The organism is Sphingobacterium sp. G1-14 (assembly GCF_002196555.1).
Lineage (GTDB): Bacteria > Bacteroidota > Bacteroidia > Sphingobacteriales > Sphingobacteriaceae > Sphingobacterium > Sphingobacterium siyangense.
The window spans coordinates 3,213,693-3,233,163 of the sequence record NZ_CP021381.1 but is presented as its reverse complement, the minus strand read 5'-3'; the positions used below and the strand labels follow the sequence as shown (position 1 = coordinate 3,233,163).

General features: G+C 40.4%; 17 protein-coding genes. 8 read left to right on the top strand and 9 right to left on the bottom strand.

Translation table 11 applies throughout. The features are described 5' to 3' along the window. Nucleotides 1-77 precede the first annotated feature (77 nt). The 3 genes from CBM24_RS13615 (at nucleotide 78) to CBM24_RS13605 (ending at nucleotide 1,335) form a co-directional block, all read left to right on the top strand. Nucleotides 78-656 (top strand): hypothetical protein, encoded by a 579-nt coding sequence (locus CBM24_RS13615; RefSeq protein ID WP_075992701.1) that lies wholly within the window; start codon nucleotides 78-80, stop codon nucleotides 654-656. A 181-nt stretch (nucleotides 657-837) separates the two neighbouring features. Beyond that, nucleotides 838-1,110, top strand: a complete 273-nt coding sequence (locus CBM24_RS13610) for a hypothetical protein (protein ID WP_088161634.1) — start codon at nucleotides 838-840, stop codon at nucleotides 1,108-1,110. Between the two features lie 39 nt (nucleotides 1,111-1,149). Beyond that, nucleotides 1,150-1,335: a CsbD family protein gene (locus CBM24_RS13605; RefSeq protein WP_075992699.1), complete on the top strand. Its 186-nt coding sequence runs from the start codon at nucleotides 1,150-1,152 to the stop codon at nucleotides 1,333-1,335. A gap of 84 nt (nucleotides 1,336-1,419) precedes the next feature. On the opposite strand, the gene CBM24_RS13600 is transcribed toward CBM24_RS13605, so the two are convergent. The 6 genes from CBM24_RS13600 to CBM24_RS13575 form a co-directional block, all read right to left on the bottom strand. Next, a complete protein-coding gene (locus CBM24_RS13600) occupies nucleotides 1,420-3,231 on the bottom strand; it encodes a glycoside hydrolase family 15 protein (RefSeq protein WP_088161633.1) in 1,812 nt (603 codons plus the stop codon). Continuing rightward, nucleotides 3,231-5,414, bottom strand: a complete 2,184-nt coding sequence (locus CBM24_RS13595) for a bifunctional alpha,alpha-trehalose-phosphate synthase (UDP-forming)/trehalose-phosphatase (RefSeq protein ID WP_088161632.1) — start codon at nucleotides 5,412-5,414, stop codon at nucleotides 3,231-3,233. Before CBM24_RS13595 ends, CBM24_RS13600 begins: the two co-directional genes overlap by 1 nt. 212 nt (nucleotides 5,415-5,626) lie before the next feature. Further along, nucleotides 5,627-6,268 (bottom strand): hypothetical protein, encoded by a 642-nt coding sequence (locus CBM24_RS13590; protein ID WP_075992696.1) that lies wholly within the window; start codon nucleotides 6,266-6,268, stop codon nucleotides 5,627-5,629. Then, nucleotides 6,269-6,775, bottom strand: coding sequence for an S-ribosylhomocysteine lyase (locus CBM24_RS13585; protein WP_075992695.1), 507 nt, complete (start codon nucleotides 6,773-6,775; stop codon nucleotides 6,269-6,271). Between the two features lie 109 nt (nucleotides 6,776-6,884). Further along, entirely contained in the window at nucleotides 6,885-7,175 is a 291-nt protein-coding gene (locus CBM24_RS13580) for an antibiotic biosynthesis monooxygenase family protein (RefSeq protein ID WP_088161631.1), read from the bottom strand. A gap of 117 nt (nucleotides 7,176-7,292) precedes the next feature. Continuing rightward, nucleotides 7,293-8,225, bottom strand: a complete 933-nt coding sequence (locus CBM24_RS13575; RefSeq protein ID WP_088161630.1) for a LysR family transcriptional regulator — start codon at nucleotides 8,223-8,225, stop codon at nucleotides 7,293-7,295. Nucleotides 8,226-8,302: 77 nt separating this feature from the next. Between CBM24_RS13575 and hutH the strand changes: the two genes are divergently transcribed. Genes hutH through hutG form a run of 4 tightly spaced genes read left to right on the top strand, consistent with a single transcriptional unit; the run spans nucleotide 8,303 to nucleotide 14,144 of the window. Further along, entirely contained in the window at nucleotides 8,303-9,862 is a 1,560-nt protein-coding gene (gene hutH, locus CBM24_RS13570; RefSeq protein ID WP_232475534.1) for a histidine ammonia-lyase, read from the top strand. A gap of 7 nt (nucleotides 9,863-9,869) precedes the next feature. Then, the gene (hutI, locus tag CBM24_RS13565) at nucleotides 9,870-11,120 is read left to right on the top strand and encodes an imidazolonepropionase (protein ID WP_172840693.1); all 1,251 of its coding nucleotides are present in this window, start codon (nucleotides 9,870-9,872) and stop codon (nucleotides 11,118-11,120) included. Between the two features lie 4 nt (nucleotides 11,121-11,124). Further along, on the top strand, nucleotides 11,125-13,143 hold the full coding sequence (locus CBM24_RS13560; protein ID WP_075992691.1) for a urocanate hydratase: 2,019 nt from the start codon (nucleotides 11,125-11,127) through the stop codon (nucleotides 13,141-13,143). After that, nucleotides 13,140-14,144, top strand: coding sequence for a formimidoylglutamase (hutG, locus tag CBM24_RS13555; protein ID WP_088161628.1), 1,005 nt, complete (start codon nucleotides 13,140-13,142; stop codon nucleotides 14,142-14,144). The genes CBM24_RS13560 and hutG overlap by 4 nt, the downstream gene beginning before the upstream one ends. 91 nt (nucleotides 14,145-14,235) lie before the next feature. Here the strand turns inward: hutG and CBM24_RS13550 are convergent, their stop codons facing one another. Then, nucleotides 14,236-14,517, bottom strand: coding sequence for a GNAT family N-acetyltransferase (locus CBM24_RS13550; protein ID WP_088163560.1), 282 nt, complete (start codon nucleotides 14,515-14,517; stop codon nucleotides 14,236-14,238). 179 nt (nucleotides 14,518-14,696) lie between these two features. On the opposite strand from CBM24_RS13550, the gene CBM24_RS13545 reads away from it, so the two are divergent. Next, on the top strand, nucleotides 14,697-16,157 hold the full coding sequence (locus CBM24_RS13545) for an exonuclease domain-containing protein (RefSeq protein WP_232475533.1): 1,461 nt from the start codon (nucleotides 14,697-14,699) through the stop codon (nucleotides 16,155-16,157). A 559-nt stretch (nucleotides 16,158-16,716) separates the two neighbouring features. On the opposite strand, the gene CBM24_RS13540 is transcribed toward CBM24_RS13545, so the two are convergent. Both CBM24_RS13540 and CBM24_RS13535 read right to left on the bottom strand, forming a co-directional pair. Beyond that, nucleotides 16,717-17,838: an acyltransferase family protein gene (locus CBM24_RS13540; protein ID WP_088161626.1), complete on the bottom strand. Its 1,122-nt coding sequence runs from the start codon at nucleotides 17,836-17,838 to the stop codon at nucleotides 16,717-16,719. A gap of 68 nt (nucleotides 17,839-17,906) precedes the next feature. Further along, nucleotides 17,907-19,457 carry a RagB/SusD family nutrient uptake outer membrane protein gene (locus tag CBM24_RS13535; protein WP_088161625.1) on the bottom strand — a complete coding sequence of 517 codons (1,551 nt, stop codon included), beginning with the start codon at nucleotides 19,455-19,457 and terminating at the stop codon, nucleotides 17,907-17,909. Nucleotides 19,458-19,471: the final 14 nt, after the last annotated feature.

Sequence of the window (19,471 nt, the reverse complement as noted above, 5' to 3'; positions counted from 1 at the left end):
ATTTTAAGAATAAATTTAAAACTTTTCATTTGTCGATCTTGTTATTAAACTAAAGTAATTTAGATAATAGAGATACTATGAGAAAATTGACACTTCTTTTATTAATAACAGCAGGAATTGGGTATCAGGCCCATGCTCAGAAAATTGAAACTACGCCACAGATGTCCTCGGATGTCGGAATTGAACCTATTCGACAAGGAAATTGGATGGTCGGTGGATCGATCGGTAATCTTGGCTATAGTTTTGAAGGAAAATCATTTAATGTAGCACTTCAACCACGAGCTGGTTATTTCGTGTCCGATGGATTGGCTATTGGTGCACAGGCAAATCTTGGCTTGGCTACTCAAAAAGATGCTGATAATGAATGGACTTATGGTGTAGCGCCATTTGTGCGTTATTACTTTCCAAATGCGGGATCAAGTACAGGTCGGTTTTTTGGACAGGGAGATATTGGTATTTCAGGAAGTTCTAGGGGCAAAGATGTCGCACTGGCTGTAGGAGCCAATGTTGGATATGCACATTTTATCACACGAACTGTTGCTTTGGAAGCTACCTTTGGCTACAATTATAGCAAGGCTAATATTAATACAGGCAGCGGTGCGAGTGGTTTAGGCGTTGGCGTAGGTTTTCAAATCTATTTACCAGGTAAACGCTAACAAAAAATAGTAAAAGCAATCTTTAACAGTATGTTTCCAATTAATCAATTGGAAACATTTTTTTTGGACGCCACCGTATAATTACTTGCTCTTGTGTATGAAAGACCTATTCTTTTCAAAATGACAAAAATTAGAAAACATTTGAAGCAACGTAGCTGTTTTTCTAATAAAAGGAGCTGAAATGATGACAGGGACAAAAAATATTGGTTTGGTACTCAAAGATAAAATGGGTAAATGGTCTTCTTATAATATTCCGTTACTCAAAGAGTGTCACCTGAACAACAAGCTTGTGAAGAGCAATGAGCTGGAAGGTATTTTTGTCATAGGGAGTTTGGCAACGGGTTTATACATATTTTCCTTGTATAAAAACCGTTTTATAGACTTGATGGGCAAGCGAATCGGGATGGAGGAGATCTGTGAACATTTTGACAGCTATAAACAGACATTAATATAAAAGTACATACATTTCATTTTTTAAAAACAAGGAGCATTTATGAGTAATTTAACATGGAAAGGCCGTTGGAACGAGCTGAAAGGTAAAGTGAAACAGCAATATGCAGATTTAACCGATGATGATCTGTTGTATGCCGAGGGAAAGGAAGATGAATTGTTGGGTAAATTGCAACAAAAGACCGGAAAAACCAAAGAAGAGGTAGAAAACTGGCTGGATAAATTGTAATATTTTATCAAGGCCATTTAATTGGCAATTATAAGCGTAAAAATGTGCGATCAATTTATTTTGATCGCACATTTTGTTTTTATGTCATTGAAAAATTGGTTTATCTAATTTGATGGCAAGACGATAAACGGCATTCATCAAGCCAACGTGACTGTAGGCCTGTGGGAAATTGCCCCATTGGCTGCCATTGTCCTCGGTAACATCTTCACTGAACAGCCCCAGGTGATTGCTGTAGGTCAGCAAACGTTCGAGGATCTCTTTCGCTTCCTCCACACGGCCGACACAGGCTAGCGCTTCCACGTACCAAAATGCACAGACTAAGAAAGTGGATTTGGGTCTGCCGAAATCATCCTGATGTTTATAGCGATAGAAAAGTCCATTTTCACCTTTTAATTCTTTTTCCAGCATTTCGAGATGATGAAGGGCGCGTTCCGATTTTGGGTCAAGGTAATCCATGACAATGAGCTGCAAGGTACTGGCGTCTAAATTCCGGCTATCAATAGCATTCTGATAGACTTTTCGCTCTTCGTCATAACAGGCCTCGATGTAAGCTTCTGCTTTTTTTAAGAGGACATTCGCGCGATCCTCCATATCTTGATAACCATTTTGACGCGCAATCAATAGGGCCGCCTTACATCCGACCCATTGAAAAAGATTGGAATAACAATGGTGGTTGGCAAAATTTCTAAACTCCCAGATACCGGCATCTTTTTCCTCGATAGTAGCCTCAATCTTTTCGAGAATGAAATTTACCCAGCCTAAAACATTCTTGTTTTCATGGATTTTAAAACGCTGATCAGTGAAAAGAGGTAACAAGGCAATCATTGCTTGGCCGTATACATCATTTTGGATATGTTCAAAAGCTTGATTGCCAATCCGCACTGGACCGTTATCCTGATAGCCTTTTAGGTAAGGTAAGATCTGTTCTGTCAGTTCGGTGGTACCAAGGATACCATACAAAGGTTGAAGTCTTCCAGGGTTGCGATGCGTGATGCCAGCAATATAATTAGCAAAGCTTTCCATTTCTTCAAACTGACCGATGTGTGTCAATGCTGTTAAGACATAATAACTATCACGTACCCAGCAATAACGGTAGTCCCAGTTTCTTCCCGAACCTGGATATTCGGGAAGACTAGTTGTTGATGCGGCGATAATTGCTCCTGTATCCTCATATTGATGAAGTTTCAGCACCAGAGCCGATCGGATTACTTCTGTTTGATAAATGTTGGGGATACTACACCTTTTAATCCATCGCTGCCAATAACTGAGCGTCTTATGGAGGAAATCCTCACAGGTGCTTACAATGGCCGATTCGAAAGCTGCATCATACGTCAGTATAAGGTATTTATTTTCACTGATAATGGTCCAGCTTTCCTCTTGGAAGAAATGTGAAATAGGCAGATCAGTGGTAAGTCGAATCCGTTCTCCGACCTGATCGTTGCTATAAAGAATATGGTTACTGCCACGGGTAGGCTTAAGTGGCAATCGGCCGTAGTCAGCAGTCGGCTGACATCTGATGTTGACGCTAGGGGCACCATGCAGTGGTTCGATCTTTCGTATCAGCATCAACGGTTTAAAATACCGCCCGAATTGTTCAAAACGTGGTGCAAAATCTGTAATACGATAGGCATAGGATTCCGTATGGATTTCCGTGCAGAGCACATTTGAATTTTTGATGTAATATTGCTTGGTTTCCACAACTGCTTCCTCTGAACTGATCTTGAAAGTTCCACCTTGATTTTTATCGATCATACTGCCGAATACAAAGCTATCTTCGAACGATGGCCAGCACAACCATGATATGTTTGTATCGATGCCAACATGCGCTATGTAGGAACAATTTCCAATGATTCCAGATTGGTAGATATGTCTGTTTTCTGTTGTATTTTCGTTCATTATTTTAGGATAAGTTGATTTAAAAATTGAAGAACATCTTCTTGTTCATCTAAATAATATTTTGCTGCAGATTTGTTGCTGCCTACCTTAATACTTATGGTCGATTGCGGTAGATACCTGAATAGATCCTCGTCGGTAATGTCGTCGCCAATAGCCAACATGAAATCTGCTTTTATATGTCCTGCGATTTCCAATGCCGCCTTACCTTTATTAATTTCTGTATTTTTGACCTCAATGACAGCATTTCCGTCTAGTAACTGTAATCCATAGTCGTTGAGCATTGGGATTAAGATCTCCTTTAGCTCGGTTGCTTTAAGTTCGCCTAAGCCCAGTTCCACTTTTCTATAATGCCAAGCTAACGAGTAGGGCTTGACCTCGATGTAAGCCCCCGGAGTTTGATCGGCCAGTTTTTCCATCAGCTTTTTTACTTCAGGCATCCAGTGGAGGGCCAATCCTTTCTTATACGACCAGTTGAAATTTGGGAAATTTGACCAAATGCCATGTTCGGCAACTAAATAGTACGATCGACCGTCAAACCAAGACGATAAGCTCTCTTGTGATCGGCCGCTTATGATGACCAATGTATTGAGTGGATCAGAAATGATATTATCCAAAAGGTTATACAACAGGGTCGTCGGACTCGCTTTCTGGGCATGATTCTGGAATTTGACCAAAGTACCGTCATAGTCCAGAAAAAAGAGTCTATTGCTACTTTTGCTATACCTTTCTGAAATACTATTCAATACCTTATCCGAGATTCGTCTTGCCCATTCGTCACGTTGTATGGCTTTGGTCTCGGCCAAACGATTGGTAAAGAGCTGCACCCAATGCTGCACATTAAACTTCTGTATAATCTGAATATTGGCATCGGTACGTTCCTGAATTTCTTCGGGCGGCATTTTAAGCGCTTGGTAAATACTGTCTGCCGTTTCTGTACGATTATAGGGGTTAATAATCAAGGCATCAACGAGTTCCTTGGAGGCGCCTGCAAACTCACTTAAAATCAATACCCCCTTTGATAAAGTCTTACTGGCGATGTATTCTTTACTTACAAGATTCATCCCATCTCGCGTAGATGTAATCATACAGATATCGGATGCAACATATAATCCAACCAGCTCCTCGAATGGAAGTGATTTGTAAAAATATAGTACCGGCGTCCAGCTTAGATTGCCATAAATGGAGTTGATTTCACTCACCTTCCGGTTAATCTCATCTTTCAGTTTTTTGTATTGCGATACCTTATCCCTAGAGGGTACGATAAGCATATACAATATAACTTTTGTATGCCATTCGGGGTATTTTTCAAGGAAAGTGAGAAAAGCACGTAATCGCTCTAATATGCCTTTGCTATAATCGAGCCTATCGACAGCTATAATAATCTTTTGATCGGGAAAATGGCTCCGGAATTGGCTTGCAATCGACTGGATTTTAGGCTGACTGCTGACTTCGACGAATTTATCAAAATCAATGCCCATCGGAAAGGATTCTATAAATATATGACGGTCTTTGTACTTGAGCTGGTTATGTCCAGATGATACATGCAATATTTTTTTGCAGGCATTTAGAAAGTTCTGACTATCGGCGAAAGTATGAAATCCGATAAGATCTGCTCCCAGTAAACCTTCAACCAATTCTTTACGTTGCGGAATGTTCATAAAGAGTTCCTCCGAAGGAAAAGGAATATGGTGAAAATAACCGATGTTGAGCTCTTGTTTCTCTGAACGCAGCAGTTGAGGGAGCAGCATAAGCTGATAATCATGGACCCAAATAAAATCGGATGGCTCATCGATAGAAAGCGCAGCCTCGCAGAATTTCTTATTTACCATGACATAGGTAGACCAATATTCGCGGTCAAAATGGATGTAGCTCGGCTGATAGTGGCAAATAGGCCAGAGGACCTCATTGGAATAACCTTCGTAGAAATTATGTATTTCATCTTTTGATAAGAAAACAGGAAGTAAGCTCATCGGTTTGAGAAGCTCGACAATCTTTTCTTTTTCCTCTTCATCTTTGGGAACAATTCCCGGCCAGCCAACCCAAAGTATTTCATCCGTATCAAAGGCGGAATTTAAACCGGTTGCCAGTCCGCCCGCACTAGGCTTGATGATTAATTTTTCTTTTTTTCGTTCTATTTGTATCGGCAGTCTATTTGAAATTATTATTTTCTTCTTTTTCTTCATAAGAATATTAGATCGATTTATTTGCAGTGTGGAAGAGTTATATTGAAATAACGATGGGCTTGTAATCCACTTATCTGAACAACCTCGGGAGAGAATAGTTTGAATAAATTCAAATTAGAAAGACAAGAGGGAAGCTGTTGAAGAAAGAACACGGTAATTTGCAAAAAAAAGACCTTTATTTCTACAGGTCTTTTTTTTGCTATTTCATTAGATTACGATATACTGACCGCAGCAGCTTTTTCGTTATCCAGCTTTTTCATGAATTGATCGAGAATATCACCTAATCTCCCTGAAATTTCTCCTAAAATACTTTCCCAATCTTTAACTGTGCCATCACAATTGTCTGAAACAATTTTAATACTATGAAAGGTGAGATTTTTTTGAAAACAGAAATTCGCTAGGGCATAAGATTCCATATCAAATGCCAAAGGATTAAAATGTTTGATATCCTGATAAAAAGCAGTATTTACATTGATAAAACGATCCGATGTCAAAAGTGCATCTTCGTAGCGAAATTCATCACGAGATATGGATTCCAATACGCCTTGACCTTTAAAAAACAAGGTGTTTTCCAGGAAAAATCCATCCGTATAAGCATCCCCTTGTGCATAGTATGCCGGATAAAGGACATGGCCTATCGGATGCCTTGTACAACCTACCGTGCCAACATTGAGAAGAACAGGACTGATCCCTAATGCTTTGATGTCTTCGTAAAGCGTAGCTACGGACAGGAGCGCATTTACTTTACCTACACCAATTTCGTATACAAAAGTCGATTCACTTGTCGAATTAAAAGATAGCTCATTTTTATTTGCTACCAAGATAATCGTTTCAATATCTTTATTCAGGATCATTTAATTTTCTTCGATATATGGATACTCAAATTCCAATTCTTCGGCAGTAATTAGATTTAAGAAGTTAACACAAGCCTGTTTTGAGGTGGGAAAATCCATGAATGTGTAGTTTCCGCAGCTAATTGGATTTTGGAAAGGTACTTCGTATCCTTCTGTAAGAACAGTCTCTAATACTTCTTTCATCAATTCCGCCACGTTCTGAGGAGTTTTCGCTGTTCCAGCCAGTACAACATAAAATCCCGTGCAACAGCCCATTGGCCCAACATAAATAACTTCATCACCTAAGATGGTTCTAATTTCTGTTGCAAAACAATGTTCTAAGGTATGCATGACCTCAGGTGATAGCATACGCTCCGGAGAATTCGGTCTGATCATGCGAATGTCGTAAGTTGTATAACTCTCAACATTGCTGTTATTGGTTGTAGAAGCTTTAGCGTAGATCCCTTGTTTTAACTTGGTATGATCTACCGTAAAACTATTTACTTTTGCTTTTTCTTTTGTGTACATCTTGTTCTGTTCAAAGCTATAACGCTTGTGACGTTATAGGGGTTAAAAGTTGAATATCAAAAATTTCTACAAAGATACTAGATTATTGTAGAAAAGGACGACAAAACTACTATTTTAACACTTCATAATGTTCGACTGTTGGAAATGGATCGTAGTAATGGTGTAAAAGTTTCTCCCATTCCTTAAATAATGCCGACTCCCTGAAACCAATGGTATGGTCTTCTAAAGTTTCCCATTCAACCAACAAAATGTACTGGTTATCTTTTTCAATACATTTACGTAAGGAATGCGTGATATAACCTTTACTCGCACTAATATACTGGCAAGCTGTTTTATAATCTCTTTCAAAATCGGACTGTTGCCCTTCAATAATTTGTAATACAGCTACTTCTAAAATCATAATTCGTTTTTTAAATAAAGTTTAGTAAATATATCAAACTTAGAGAATTTGTTTTTTATATGCAATACAATAACAAGCTTATCCGAACAATTTATTTGACATTCTTTTGATGCAGGCTTAGCTATTATTGTTTATGTCGGCAGTATCAGGTCCAGCTTTGTTGGTTTGCGAAGCGATGATCTGAATAACTAATGGAATACCGGGATTACGATTTTGGGCATTCCAAACTAAAGAGAGCGTTGTTCGTTGTGGTAAAGTGGTCAATTCAAGGAAAGTGACATCAACATGGTATCCGTTCTTTAAAGATGAAGGAACTATTGCAACACCCAGTCCCTGAGCAACCATATTGAAAATAGTTAAAGCATTCACTGTGCGTAAAGTAACTTTGGGGATAAACTTATGATCACTAAAAATACTCATCACGAGATCATAATAAGAGTGGCTATAGTTTTTGGAAAATAAGATAAATGATTCATTTTTGAACGCATCAAGACTTGGTTGCGGCGACTTCAATAGGGGATGATCGTTGGGTAAAACGAGGCTAAAGTGCTCTGTATGTATAGGCAGGCTACATAACCCGGGGGGCGTTTCGGAAAGACGAACAAACCCTAAGTCCAGTTCTTTTTTCTCCAGCAGATCCAGCTGGGTTTCATTCGCTAGTTCGTGAAGTGATAACTCGATATCAGGCTGCTGCTGTTTTAAGGTGACAAGCAATTGCGGTAAGATTGTTTGAACAGCCGACCCGATAAACCCCAGCTTTAAGGTGCTTATTTTACCGTTGGCAAAACTTTGAAGTTGAGTTTCAATCTGATCCAAGTGCCTAAATAGTTCTTTCACCTCCTGAAAGAGATACATCCCCGCTTCAGTCATTTGAACATTTCGTTTATTACGCTCAAAGAGTGTTACGCCATAGGATTCCTCCAGCTGCTTAATTTGCCTGCTCAAGCCTGGCTGCGCAATAAACAATTTTTCGGCAGCCCTTCTAAAATGCAGTTCTTCCGCCAATACTTTAAAATACAGTAAATGTCTTAGCTCTATTTGATAATTCATGGTTATCAATTGATGATAAAAATGGTATTTCTAATTATCAAATATAGCAAGTACATTTGAGTAAAGCAGTTATGATAATGGAAAAATTTTTATATGGCAGTGGGCAGCTAACATGCTCCACAGCTTTAGCGATAGCAAAAGGAACGGTTACCGGGGAAATTTCCCCCGAAGTCAAGGATAAGATCGAGCAAAGCGCCAGTTATGTCAGGAAAATAGTAGAGCGCGGTGAGGTTGTCTATGGGATCAATACAGGTTTTGGTCCATTGTGCACCACACTTATTGATGCAAGTCAAACGCAGCTGTTACAGGAAAATATTCTAAAAAGCCATGCTGTCGGTATGGGAGAACCTATAGCCAACGATTTGGCCAAATTGATGCTTATTCTTAAAGTTCACGCGCTTTCTAAAGGATTTTCAGGAGTTCAGTATGCGACGATTGAGCGGATTATTTGGCATATTGAAAATCATGTCATTCCTGTGGTTCCCAAACAAGGTTCTGTCGGCGCATCGGGTGATTTGGCCCCATTGTCACATTTATTTTTACCATTGATTGGTTTAGGAAAAGTTAACGTAGAAGGGGAGATTGTGGAGACAGCTGCCGTTTTGGAAAAACACGGTATGGCACCGGTTCAGCTGGGCGCAAAAGAAGGGCTGGCTTTAATCAATGGAACTCAATTTATGGCGGCACATGGTGTGATGGCTGTTGCCGAGTTAAATCGTGTACTTCAGAACGCTGACATTATTGCTACCTTAATGATTGAAGGCTTAAATGGTTCAATAAAACCATTTTTTACAGAATTACATCAATTACGCCCGCACCCAGGAAACCGCTATGTCGCTGCAAGCATTTTTAACATGCTTCATGGCTCGGCCATTTTGGAAAGCCACAAAGACTGTTCTCGTGTACAAGATCCCTACTCGCTGCGCTGTATCCCTCAGGTCCATGGAGTATCACGCAATGCTTGGTTTCATTTGAAGGATACCATAGAAATCGAAATAAATGCAGTGACCGATAATCCTGTGATCATTAATGATGAACTAACCATTAGTGGCGGTAGCTTTCACGGACAGTCAATTGCTCTGCCTTTGGATTATGCCACACTGGCCGCATCGGAAATTGGCAATATTTCGGACCGAAGGGTCTATTTGTCTTTAGAAGGTCAAACCAACGGAGTCCCAAAATTGTTAATGAAGTCAACCGGTCTCAATTCAGGATTTATGATCTTACAATATAGCACTGCCGCGATAGCAAGTGAGAATAAAGGACTTTGTTTTCCTGCAAGTGCAGATAGTATTCCTACCTCTTTAGGCCAGGAAGATCATGTCAGTATGGGATCTATTGCCGGCCGAAAATTACTGCAGGTCATTGACAATGTCGATAAAATACTAAGTATTGAACTGTTATGTGCGGCACAGGCCAAAGATTACCATCAGCCATTAAAATCGACTGCAGCATTGGAAGCTATCCATGCAAGAATTCGCCAGTCTATTCCGCATATTGAATCCGATCAACCTATGGAAGAGCTGCTGACGGAGGCACTAAGCCTCGTAAAATCAGGCGAACTGATCACATTGCATCGTCAATATGCTACAGGTGAGATTGAAGCGGATTTGAAACAAAGGTTTGAAATGTTTTAAACGAAGAATGATGGAAAAAGAGCTGAAATTAGTTGGACCTTTTAGGCAGGTATTAACGCTGTCAAATATGCCCGTAAATGGGGCACTCCACGATAAACAATTGGCTATTATTAAAGAAGGAGGTATTTTAATAGCGGGTAACCATATATTGGAAGTGGGGGATTTTGAGCAATTACAACTGCAATGGGGAAAGGAGGCGGCACTTGTACTTGTAGAAGGGGATCAAGTCGCTCTGCCAGGCTTTATTGATTGCCATACACATATTGCTTTTGCCGGTAATCGAGCGAATGATTTCGCCCTTCGAAATGCAGGCTCAAGCTACCTGGAGATTGCAGCGGCAGGAGGTGGGATCTGGAGCACCGTTTCCCATACGCGGGATTGTAAGGCAGAAGAATTGATTGATCTCACTATCCAGCGCGCAAATTTTCTATTAAGGCAAGGAATCACAACAATTGAAGTTAAAAGTGGTTACGGCCTCAATGTTAAAGAAGAACTTAAGATATTACGGGGCATTCAGAAATCGGATCGTCGTACAGCATCAGACCTTATTCCAACTTGTTTGGCTGCACATATGCTCCCACGGGACTTCGACGGATCCGCAAAAGATTATCTTCATCTGATCACAACAGATCTTTTTCCCCTATTGAAATCAGAAGGGCTATCGAATCGGATTGACGCATTTATCGAAAAAACGGCTTTTCAGGGGGAAGACATTGTGGCCTATTTACGAAAAGCAAAAGAAATGGGTTTTGATCTGACTATTCATGCCGATCAGTTTACCACTTCGGGAAGTCAGATTGCTGTAGAACTCGGTGCGCAATCCGCGGATCATCTTGAAGCATCAACTGCGGCTGAAATAGAACTCATCGCACACTCAGCTACTGTTGCTGTGGCGCTGCCTGCAGCCTCTATCGGTCTGGGATGTGGTTTTACACCTGCTAGAAAGTTGCTGGATGCAGGGGCATGTTTGGCAATAGGAAGTGACTGGAATCCAGGTTCCGCGCCCATGGGACAGTTACTGACGAGTGCGAGTATTTTGGCAACAGCAGAAAAGTTGACGAATGCTGAGCTGCTTGCGGCACTAACCTACCGTGCTGCAAAAGCCTTAAACCTGTCGGATCGCGGCGTGTTGACCAAGGGCATGAAAGCAGATTTTAGTTTATTTAAAACAGATAATTATCAGGATATTACCTACTACCAAGGAAGCTTGCAGCCTACAGCAGTATGGAAAAATGGTCAGGAAGTATTCTCAATATAACAACATGGAAGATACATTTAAGAGTGAGGTTGCGGAAGGTATTCCGACCGTATTACCTCCAAAAGTAGAACGAGATCATACAATAAGTCATGCCCCCAGACGAAAGGATATTCTCACCAAGTCGGAAGAGAAGCTGGCCCTACGGAATGCATTGCGTTATTTTCCAAAACAATGGCATACGGTTTTAGCACCTGAATTTTTAGAGGAGCTTCGTAGTTTTGGGCGAATCTACATGTACCGCTTTAGACCCCAATATGCAATGCACGCTCGACCGATAGATGATTATCCAGCAGTGAGTAAGCAGGCGGCAGCTATTATGTTGATGATTCAGAACAACCTCGATCCAGCTGTAGCACAACATCCCCATGAACTGATTACCTATGGTGGGAATGGAGCTGTTTTCCAAAATTGGGCTCAATATCGCCTCACCATGCAGTATCTTTCGCAGATGACAGATGAGCAAACTTTACATCTTTACAGTGGTCATCCAATGGGGCTTTTCCCTTCCTCACAACATGCACCTCGTGTTGTTGTAACCAATGGCATGATGATTCCAAACTATTCGAAACCGGATGACTGGGAACGTTTTAACGCCTTAGGTGTTACACAATATGGACAGATGACAGCAGGTTCCTATATGTATATTGGTCCGCAGGGTATTGTGCATGGCACCACAATTACTGTCATGAACGCTTTTCGAAAACATTTAGCAGTAGACGATACCATTCAAGGCAAGGTGTTTTTGACTTCTGGTTTGGGAGGTATGAGTGGCGCACAGCCCAAAGCAGGTAATATTGCCGGCTGTATCACCGTATGCGCTGAAATAAATCCCGCTGCGGCAAAAAAGCGGCATGAACAGGGTTGGGTAGACCGATTGATAGAAAATATCAATGAACTCGTTGAACAGGTACAGTTGGCGATGGATCAAAAGGAAACAATTTCCTTCGCCTATATCGGTAATATTGTCGAAGTGTGGGAAGCCTTTGATCGCGAAAATATCCACATCACGGTAGGATCTGATCAGACATCATTACATAATCCCTGGTCTGGGGGCTATTATCCAATGGGGCTGACCTTTGCAGCATCCAATGCGCTGTTAGCGACCGATCCTGACCGGTTTAAGCGATGTGTACAAGAAAGCTTAGTACGACATGTCGATGCCATCAATAAGCATGTATCCAAGGGAACCTATTTCTTTGATTACGGCAATGCGTTTCTGTTGGAAAGCAGTCGTGCTGGTGCAGCCGTATGGAATGATAAAAAGGATCAGTTCCGCTACCCATCTTATGTGCAGGATATTCTTGGTCCAATGTGTTTTGACTATGGTTTTGGACCATTTCGCTGGGTTTGCACGTCTGGAAAGACTTCGGATCTCCAAAAATCAGACGAAATAGCCATGACAGTTTTAGAAAAGCTCCGAAAAGAAGCCCCTGTGGAGATTCAGCAGCAGATGCAAGATAATATTCAATGGATCAAAGAAGCTGGTAAAAATAGACTTGTAGTAGGCTCTCAGGCGCGTATTCTTTATGCAGATTCCAATGGACGTATTGCCATAGCAAAGGCTTTTAATGAAGCCGTAAAAAGTGGCTTATTTGAAGCACCTATTGTTTTGGGAAGAGACCATCATGATGTGAGCGGTACCGATTCACCTTATCGGGAAACAAGCAATATCTACGACGGCAGTCAATTTACAGCAGATATGGCTATTCATAACGTAATTGGCGACAGTTTCCGGGGGGCCACTTGGGTATCTATTCACAATGGCGGCGGAGTCGGTTGGGGTGAAGTCATCAACGGAGGCTTCGGTCTACTGCTAGATGGCTCTGAAGAAGCAGCTTTTAAGTTAGAAAAGATGCTGTATTTTGATGTGAATAATGGGATTGCTAGGCGCGCCTGGGCTAGAAATAAGGAAGCTAATCAGGCGCTAGATCGTGCAATGGAGAAAAATACGACATTGCAAGTTACCCGCGCGCAACTTGTAGATGACGATATTATCGAACAATTATTTGATCTGAGCGAATGAACTTATTGTTGAATAATCCGGAAATATACAACAAAGGAGACCAAGCGGTCTGGAAGGGGCGTATCGATGGGCAGGATCGTGAATGGATGCGCTGGCATCAATTAATGGATTGTGTTGATCTTCTCGGGCAGCCCGATTTAAGGCAGTCCATTGCTTTTCTCGGATTCTGTAGCGATGAGGGGGTTGGACGCAATCAAGGTCGTGTAGGAGCCAAAGATGGACCGACAGCACTTCGGAATGTATTAACAAACCTTCCTGTACATTTTTCTGATAAACTAAAACTTAAAGACTGCGGTGATATACTTATAAAAGACAGTGATTTAGAGCTATCTCAACAGGGGCTTGGGGCTGCATTAAATTGTATTCTCGAACAAGAAGGATTTCCAGTCATCTTAGGTGGTGGCCATGAAGTAACTTACGGCCATTATTTGGGTGTTAAAGAATTTCTAAAGAGTCGTAACCAAAGTCTTGGCATTATTAATTTGGATGCCCATTTAGACATCCGTCCATTGCAGGATGGCAAAGGGAATTCTGGAACGGGCTTCTTTCAAATCGAGCAGGATCAGTCTAAAGCTGATTTGCCATTTCATTACTTGGCGATCGGTATTCAGGAAATTAGTAATACCAAAGGATTGCTCGCCTATGCCAAAGAGAAGAATGTGCGGATTATTGCGCGAGAGAGTCTGGTCATTGAAAAACTTGATCTGATCCGGGAGCAAATTGTTAGTTTTTCCAAATTAGTGGATTATGTGTATTTGACGGTTGATCTTGATGCTTTCGCTGCAGCCTATGCACCGGGAGTAAGTGCATTGGCATTTAACGGTATTGTCCCTGATCATTTGTTTTTTATGATCTACGATATGCTACTGGATCTGCCTAATCTAAAATCTGTCGATTTTGCCGAATTCAATCCACATTTTGATATTGATTCCAGAACGGCCAAACTAACGGCTGATCTCATTTTTAAGTTGATAAACAAATTAGCAATCAAACTTGATTAGCAACTGCCCATTAGCTAAACAGGGAGCAAAGAAAGATGGTTAGATACATTGCTACAGCAATCTAACCATCTTTTTTCACATTGGCGAGGTCTTAAAAAAGCACATCGGCTAATGCTGGGTCCTTATCAAAAACTGATTTTGCAAAAGGACATAGAGGCATAATTTTTAATTTTTCTTTACGTGCATAAGTCACTGCCGCCATCAATAGCTGTTTACCTAGCCCTTTTCCTGCGTATTCTGAATTTACTTCCGTGTGGTCTATAATGAATTTTGTAGGGCCAGCCCAGGTATAGGTCATTTGTGCCACTGACTTTTCCTGATCGATAACCTCAAAGCTACCATGTTTATCGTTATTTTTTTGTATTACTTCCATGAGCATGAATTTAATTAAGAAAAGCCAAAATAAACAAAATCCAGCAATATATAACATGAACAGTAGTTTAGAAAAACAGCTATTTCTATCAGCTAGATTGTATAATTGGCGTCCGTGTTTTGTAAAATTGCGGTGATCCTTTTGAATAGCTAATATTTTTAGTATGTTTGCTTTGCGTTATGAGTGTAAATCAAAGCAAAAGACAAGAATTTGCCATTGTGGACATAGAGACTACAGGTGGCAATGCAAAATCGAGCAGGATCACAGAGGTTGCCATTGTTATTCATGATGGTAATCAGGTTTTGGAACGTTGGGAGACCTTGGTGAATCCAGGGAAAGAGATTCCGAATTCGATTTTTGCGCTTACGGGTATAAACAATGACATGGTGAAGGACGCTCCGTTATTTGATCAGGTAGCCGAGCACATTTATGAAATGCTCAAAGACCGTATTTTTGTTGCACATAATGTAAATTTTGATTATTCATTCATTCGATTTCAGCTTCAGGAATCGGGTTTCGAGTGGTCGGCGATTAAATTGTGTACAGTACGCTATGCGCGAAAAATAAAGCCGGGATTATTGTCCTATAGTTTGGGACGCCTATGTGATTATCTAGATATCCCGATTGAAAATAGGCACCGTGCGGGTGGCGACGCTGATGCAACAGCCATTCTCTTTGCTTATTTGAAAGTGCTAGATACCGAACAGGTATTTCAGGATATGATTAAACATAAAGCGCTAGATCAACGTTTTCCACCGCATTTAAATCCCTTGGAGTATGAACAATTGCCCAACGAGGCTGGAGTCTATTATTTTCATGACAAAGCTGGAAAAGTAATTTATGTTGGCAAAGCCGTCAATATAAAAAAAAGAGTATTGTCTCATTTTACAGGGAATAATATTCAAGCGCAAAGGCAACATTTCTTAAAAGAAATTCATCATATAAGTTATGAGTGCTGCGGGACAGAGCTGATGTCATTGTTGTTGGAATGTGCGGAAATCAAAAAGTTCTGGCCAAAATATAATAGAGCACTTAAACGGTATGAGCCTAAATTTGGTTTGTTCTCTTATGAGGATCAAAATGGCTATCTCCATCTGGCTATTGGGAAGACAACAAGGGGACAAGAATGTATTCAGCTGTTTCAGCGTGAATATGACGCTATTCAGTTGTTGCAAAGCTTTATTCAGCATGACGCTATTAATCCGCAATTTTGTCAGTTTGGGCACGCCAGTTTGTCTACGAAAGCGCTAAAAAAGACCGAATTACCCGATCGAGACCTACACAATACACGGGTGGAACGTTGTATCGAGGATTGGCTCAAACAGCAGCCATCCTTTGTATTGATCGATAAAGGACGTAATTCGGATGAAAAAAGCTGTATTGTCATCGAAAATGGTGTTTTTTATGGGATGGGATATATTGATCAATACGGCCAGTATAGCGGGTTTGAAGATATAAAAGGACAAGTAAAAAGATATCAGAGCAATCACTACATGATGGAATTGGTCAAATTGGCAGCAGAAAGACAACCCGCTAAAATACATTTCTTAACAAAATCAAAGATTTTACCTGATGTTGCGGCAGAACCTGATTTCTCTTATGAAAAATTGGCTCCGAATAGCCTCTTTAATTTCTGTTAACAGTATATGTTCTATTCTTATTTTGGAAATGTCTTCCGTTTAGTCATTTCAATCTCAGTAATCTGTTAAAGAAATGTGAAATAGTAATTTATGCGCGATTTTGGTCCAATAGTTGAAATATTCTTTGTGTAGAATATTAAAAAAAGACTTTTCATAATTTAGGTTAATAATTGGTTAGTTAAAACCTGGGGCTCCCAACCTCAGGTTTTCTTTTTTTTATATTTCCGGACAAGAATTTTAAGCGAAGTATGGCTTCTATTATGGTTATTTAAAATAAATTAGCGTTTTTTTTTATTTAAATATGTGTTTCAATTTGCTGTTTTTCAGGTAATTGGTTTTTGTCCCCCCTTTGTCCCCCTAAGTTTTTTCTCTGTGTAGTTAGTTTGAGCTATTTTAGCGTCAGCATACTGTAATAGCGGAATTAGTAAAACAAAGATGGGGCGTTTTCTAAAAGTAGCTGCGGTATATCTTATCCATATCTTTATATATAAAAAGGGCCTTGGCCCTTTTTTTTATTCCTATTATTCAGATTGCCTATTTTAAGCCAAAGCACCTTGACCTAGATTTTGATATAGATCTTGTTCTTCCGTAGGCCATATGCGATCAACCAATTCAAAGCGACAAATAGCAGCGCAAATAGGGCGGAGGATAATCGTTGGTTTTGCCAGCTATCAAACAGGGAGTGGTAGCTTAAGTTCCAAAGATTTTGATGTGTATCCCCGATGAGAATAAAAGAACAAATCGTGGGGATTAAGCCGCTAAGACAATAGATAAATAGTGTATTCTTACCGAAATCGTCAAGGACAGTGTAAATTTTCCCTCTGATGTTTTGAAATTCAATAAGATAGATTAATATACCAAGAAAAGAGAGTGCAATTCCAGTGCTGAATACGGCGTAGCTGCTGGTCCAGATCTTCTTATTAATAGGAAAAACAAATGACCATAGATAACCAATCAGGGTAAAGGACAGACCTACGACAACTAGGTTCATCAGCTCCCTTTTTCCTGTCAGTTTGTGAATAATGTACTTTCCGGTAATATACCCGAATATCGTTTGACTGATGGCTGGTAATACGCTCCAGATATCCTCTGGATCAAATGCTGTGCCCTCGCCGTGATAGAGGTGGGATGCACCAAAGATTCGAATATCAAGTGTAGTTCCGAACCAACCATCCAAACTGTAAGGATCCGATGGATTACTATAGTAGCAAATCAACCAATAGAACAAGAGAAATGCCGCACCGATGATAATTGTGCCTTTATCTTTCAAATAATATATTAACGTGGCGCAACTGAAATAACAGATCGCAATACGTTGCAATACGCCGAAATACCTGTACTTGGCAAATGGAATCCATTCCAGCTTGTGAAGGCTATTCCATTCTACAAAAGGAAAAACATTTAAAAAGATGCCCAGCATAAAAAGGATGCCCGTTCTTTTCGCAACTTTTTGCCAATAGGCTGATGGAGCCTGTTGATCTATATTTTTTAAAAAAAATGCCATCGAGTTTCCAACAGCAAATAAGAAAAATGGAAATATAAGATCTGTAAATGTGCATCCATGCCAGATGGAGTGCTCAAGTTGAGGAAATACATGATGATAGTTGCCGGGATTATTGACGAGAATCATAGCCGCAAGTGTAAATCCACGGAAGATATCCAGTGATTTAAAACGAGTCATAATAAAGTGTATGAGTAAAAAAGGCTGTTCAAAGAGTAAATTCTCAGAACAGCCTATGATTGGTCTAATTAATAGCCTGGGTTTTGAGTCAGGCTTGGGTTTGCCTGCATTTCCAATAATGGTATTGGAAGGAGAAGGCTATTTTGGTTAAAATTATACTTAATCAACGTGGGGTTGCTCTGTTTGCCGTTATCGCATGTAAATTTTATTTCATTTAATTTATTCATTACATCTACTGTGACACCATAACGATTTAAATCATCCCAACGTTGACCTTCGAAAGCAAGTTCTAATCGGCGCTCGTTGAGAATGATGGCCTTTAGTGCACCGGAGCTGACACCGGATAAATCGGACAGCCCTGCGCGATGACGTATGACGTTGATGGTGTTTATCGCACCAGAAGTATTTCCCAAGGCGTTTTGAGCCTCTGCTTTAAGCAGAATGATGTCCGCAAGCCGCAAAAGGTAAAAATGATCGCCGCTTTGGAAGCTGTTGGCATGTTTTTGCTTTACATTAAATGGGATTTCTGTTTCGGCATCTCCACAAGGGTTCCAAAACTCATCTGCCCAAGGGACAGAGAAAAACCAGATGTTGGCATTCTTTCGTTCAGTGTCGCCAGCGCTGTCATAAGCTTCAACAAGATCTTTCGAAGGTGTGCCATACCGGCGCCATTCGTTTTCGTTGATTTGGCCATTTTCATCAAGATCCGGGAAAAAGAATGCGCCACCCCAACAGCTTAGATTGGGACTGCCGGCGATATAGGGAATCTCTATGATAGATTCACTATTATAGTTATGTTTACCGTCAAAAAGATCCGCATAGTTTTGAAGGAGCTGATAGCCACCTTTTCCAGTAATCACTGCATCGGCGTATTGCAATACCTTATTGTAATCTCGATCAGGGCGTTGTGCCCATATCTTGGTCAGCAAGGCATTTGCAGCACCTTTTGTAGCTCTAACCTTGTCAATAGAGGCTTGTCCAAATCCATCGGGAAGATTGTTTGCTGCCACTTGTAGATCCGAATCTATAAAATCATAAACCTCCTCTACAGTTGATCGCTTGATGCGTAATACTTCGGCATCTGTACTGTTGGAGTGTTTTTCCAAGGGTACACCACCATAAAGTTTGACCAATTGATAATAATGGAAGGCTCTTAAAAATGAAGCTTCTCCAAGAATTTGTTTGCGTCTTTCATCCGAAAAAGTAGGATCTGTGACTTTATCAACATTGTCGATAACGATATTGCATTTTGAGATTGCTCCATACAGTTCTTCCCAATCCCTGCGTACCATTTCATTGGTATTGGTAATGGTATTATAGTCAATTTGTGCAAAATCTATTTCGCCACCACCGGCCGCATGCGCATTGTCCGAACGGATATCGGTCTGTAAAATCATCTCCCATTGATAATAATTGGCATTGCTTCCTGGGCGGGTACCATTGCCTATAAAAGAATTATAGGCCCCGTTTAATGCTTTCTCAATATTGTCTCCCGTGAGATAGGCATTTTCACTCGTTACCGTGGAGGTAGGCTGAAGATCTAAAAACTTTTTGCAGGAATTTAGAGCAAGAGAAGCCAATAAGGCGATGGCTAATGAGGTATATCTATTTGATTTCATTGTTTGTAAGCTAA

Coding starts and splice junctions, on each gene's coding strand:
- CBM24_RS13615 (WP_075992701.1), top strand. CDS start 78: ATGAGAAAATTGACACTTCTTTTATTAATAACAGCAGGAATTGGGTAT.
- CBM24_RS13610 (WP_088161634.1), top strand. CDS start 838: ATGATGACAGGGACAAAAAATATTGGTTTGGTACTCAAAGATAAAATG.
- CBM24_RS13605 (WP_075992699.1), top strand. CDS start 1,150: ATGAGTAATTTAACATGGAAAGGCCGTTGGAACGAGCTGAAAGGTAAA.
- CBM24_RS13600 (WP_088161633.1), bottom strand. CDS start 3,231: ATGAACGAAAATACAACAGAAAACAGACATATCTACCAATCTGGAATC.
- CBM24_RS13595 (WP_088161632.1), bottom strand. CDS start 5,414: ATGAAGAAAAAGAAGAAAATAATAATTTCAAATAGACTGCCGATACAA.
- CBM24_RS13590 (WP_075992696.1), bottom strand. CDS start 6,268: ATGATCCTGAATAAAGATATTGAAACGATTATCTTGGTAGCAAATAAA.
- CBM24_RS13585 (WP_075992695.1), bottom strand. CDS start 6,775: ATGTACACAAAAGAAAAAGCAAAAGTAAATAGTTTTACGGTAGATCAT.
- CBM24_RS13580 (WP_088161631.1), bottom strand. CDS start 7,175: ATGATTTTAGAAGTAGCTGTATTACAAATTATTGAAGGGCAACAGTCC.
- CBM24_RS13575 (WP_088161630.1), bottom strand. CDS start 8,225: ATGAATTATCAAATAGAGCTAAGACATTTACTGTATTTTAAAGTATTG.
- hutH (WP_232475534.1), top strand. CDS start 8,303: ATGGAAAAATTTTTATATGGCAGTGGGCAGCTAACATGCTCCACAGCT.
- hutI (WP_172840693.1), top strand. CDS start 9,870: ATGATGGAAAAAGAGCTGAAATTAGTTGGACCTTTTAGGCAGGTATTA.
- CBM24_RS13560 (WP_075992691.1), top strand. CDS start 11,125: ATGGAAGATACATTTAAGAGTGAGGTTGCGGAAGGTATTCCGACCGTA.
- hutG (WP_088161628.1), top strand. CDS start 13,140: ATGAACTTATTGTTGAATAATCCGGAAATATACAACAAAGGAGACCAA.
- CBM24_RS13550 (WP_088163560.1), bottom strand. CDS start 14,517: ATGGAAGTAATACAAAAAAATAACGATAAACATGGTAGCTTTGAGGTT.
- CBM24_RS13545 (WP_232475533.1), top strand. CDS start 14,697: ATGAGTGTAAATCAAAGCAAAAGACAAGAATTTGCCATTGTGGACATA.
- CBM24_RS13540 (WP_088161626.1), bottom strand. CDS start 17,838: ATGACTCGTTTTAAATCACTGGATATCTTCCGTGGATTTACACTTGCG.
- CBM24_RS13535 (WP_088161625.1), bottom strand. CDS start 19,457: ATGAAATCAAATAGATATACCTCATTAGCCATCGCCTTATTGGCTTCT.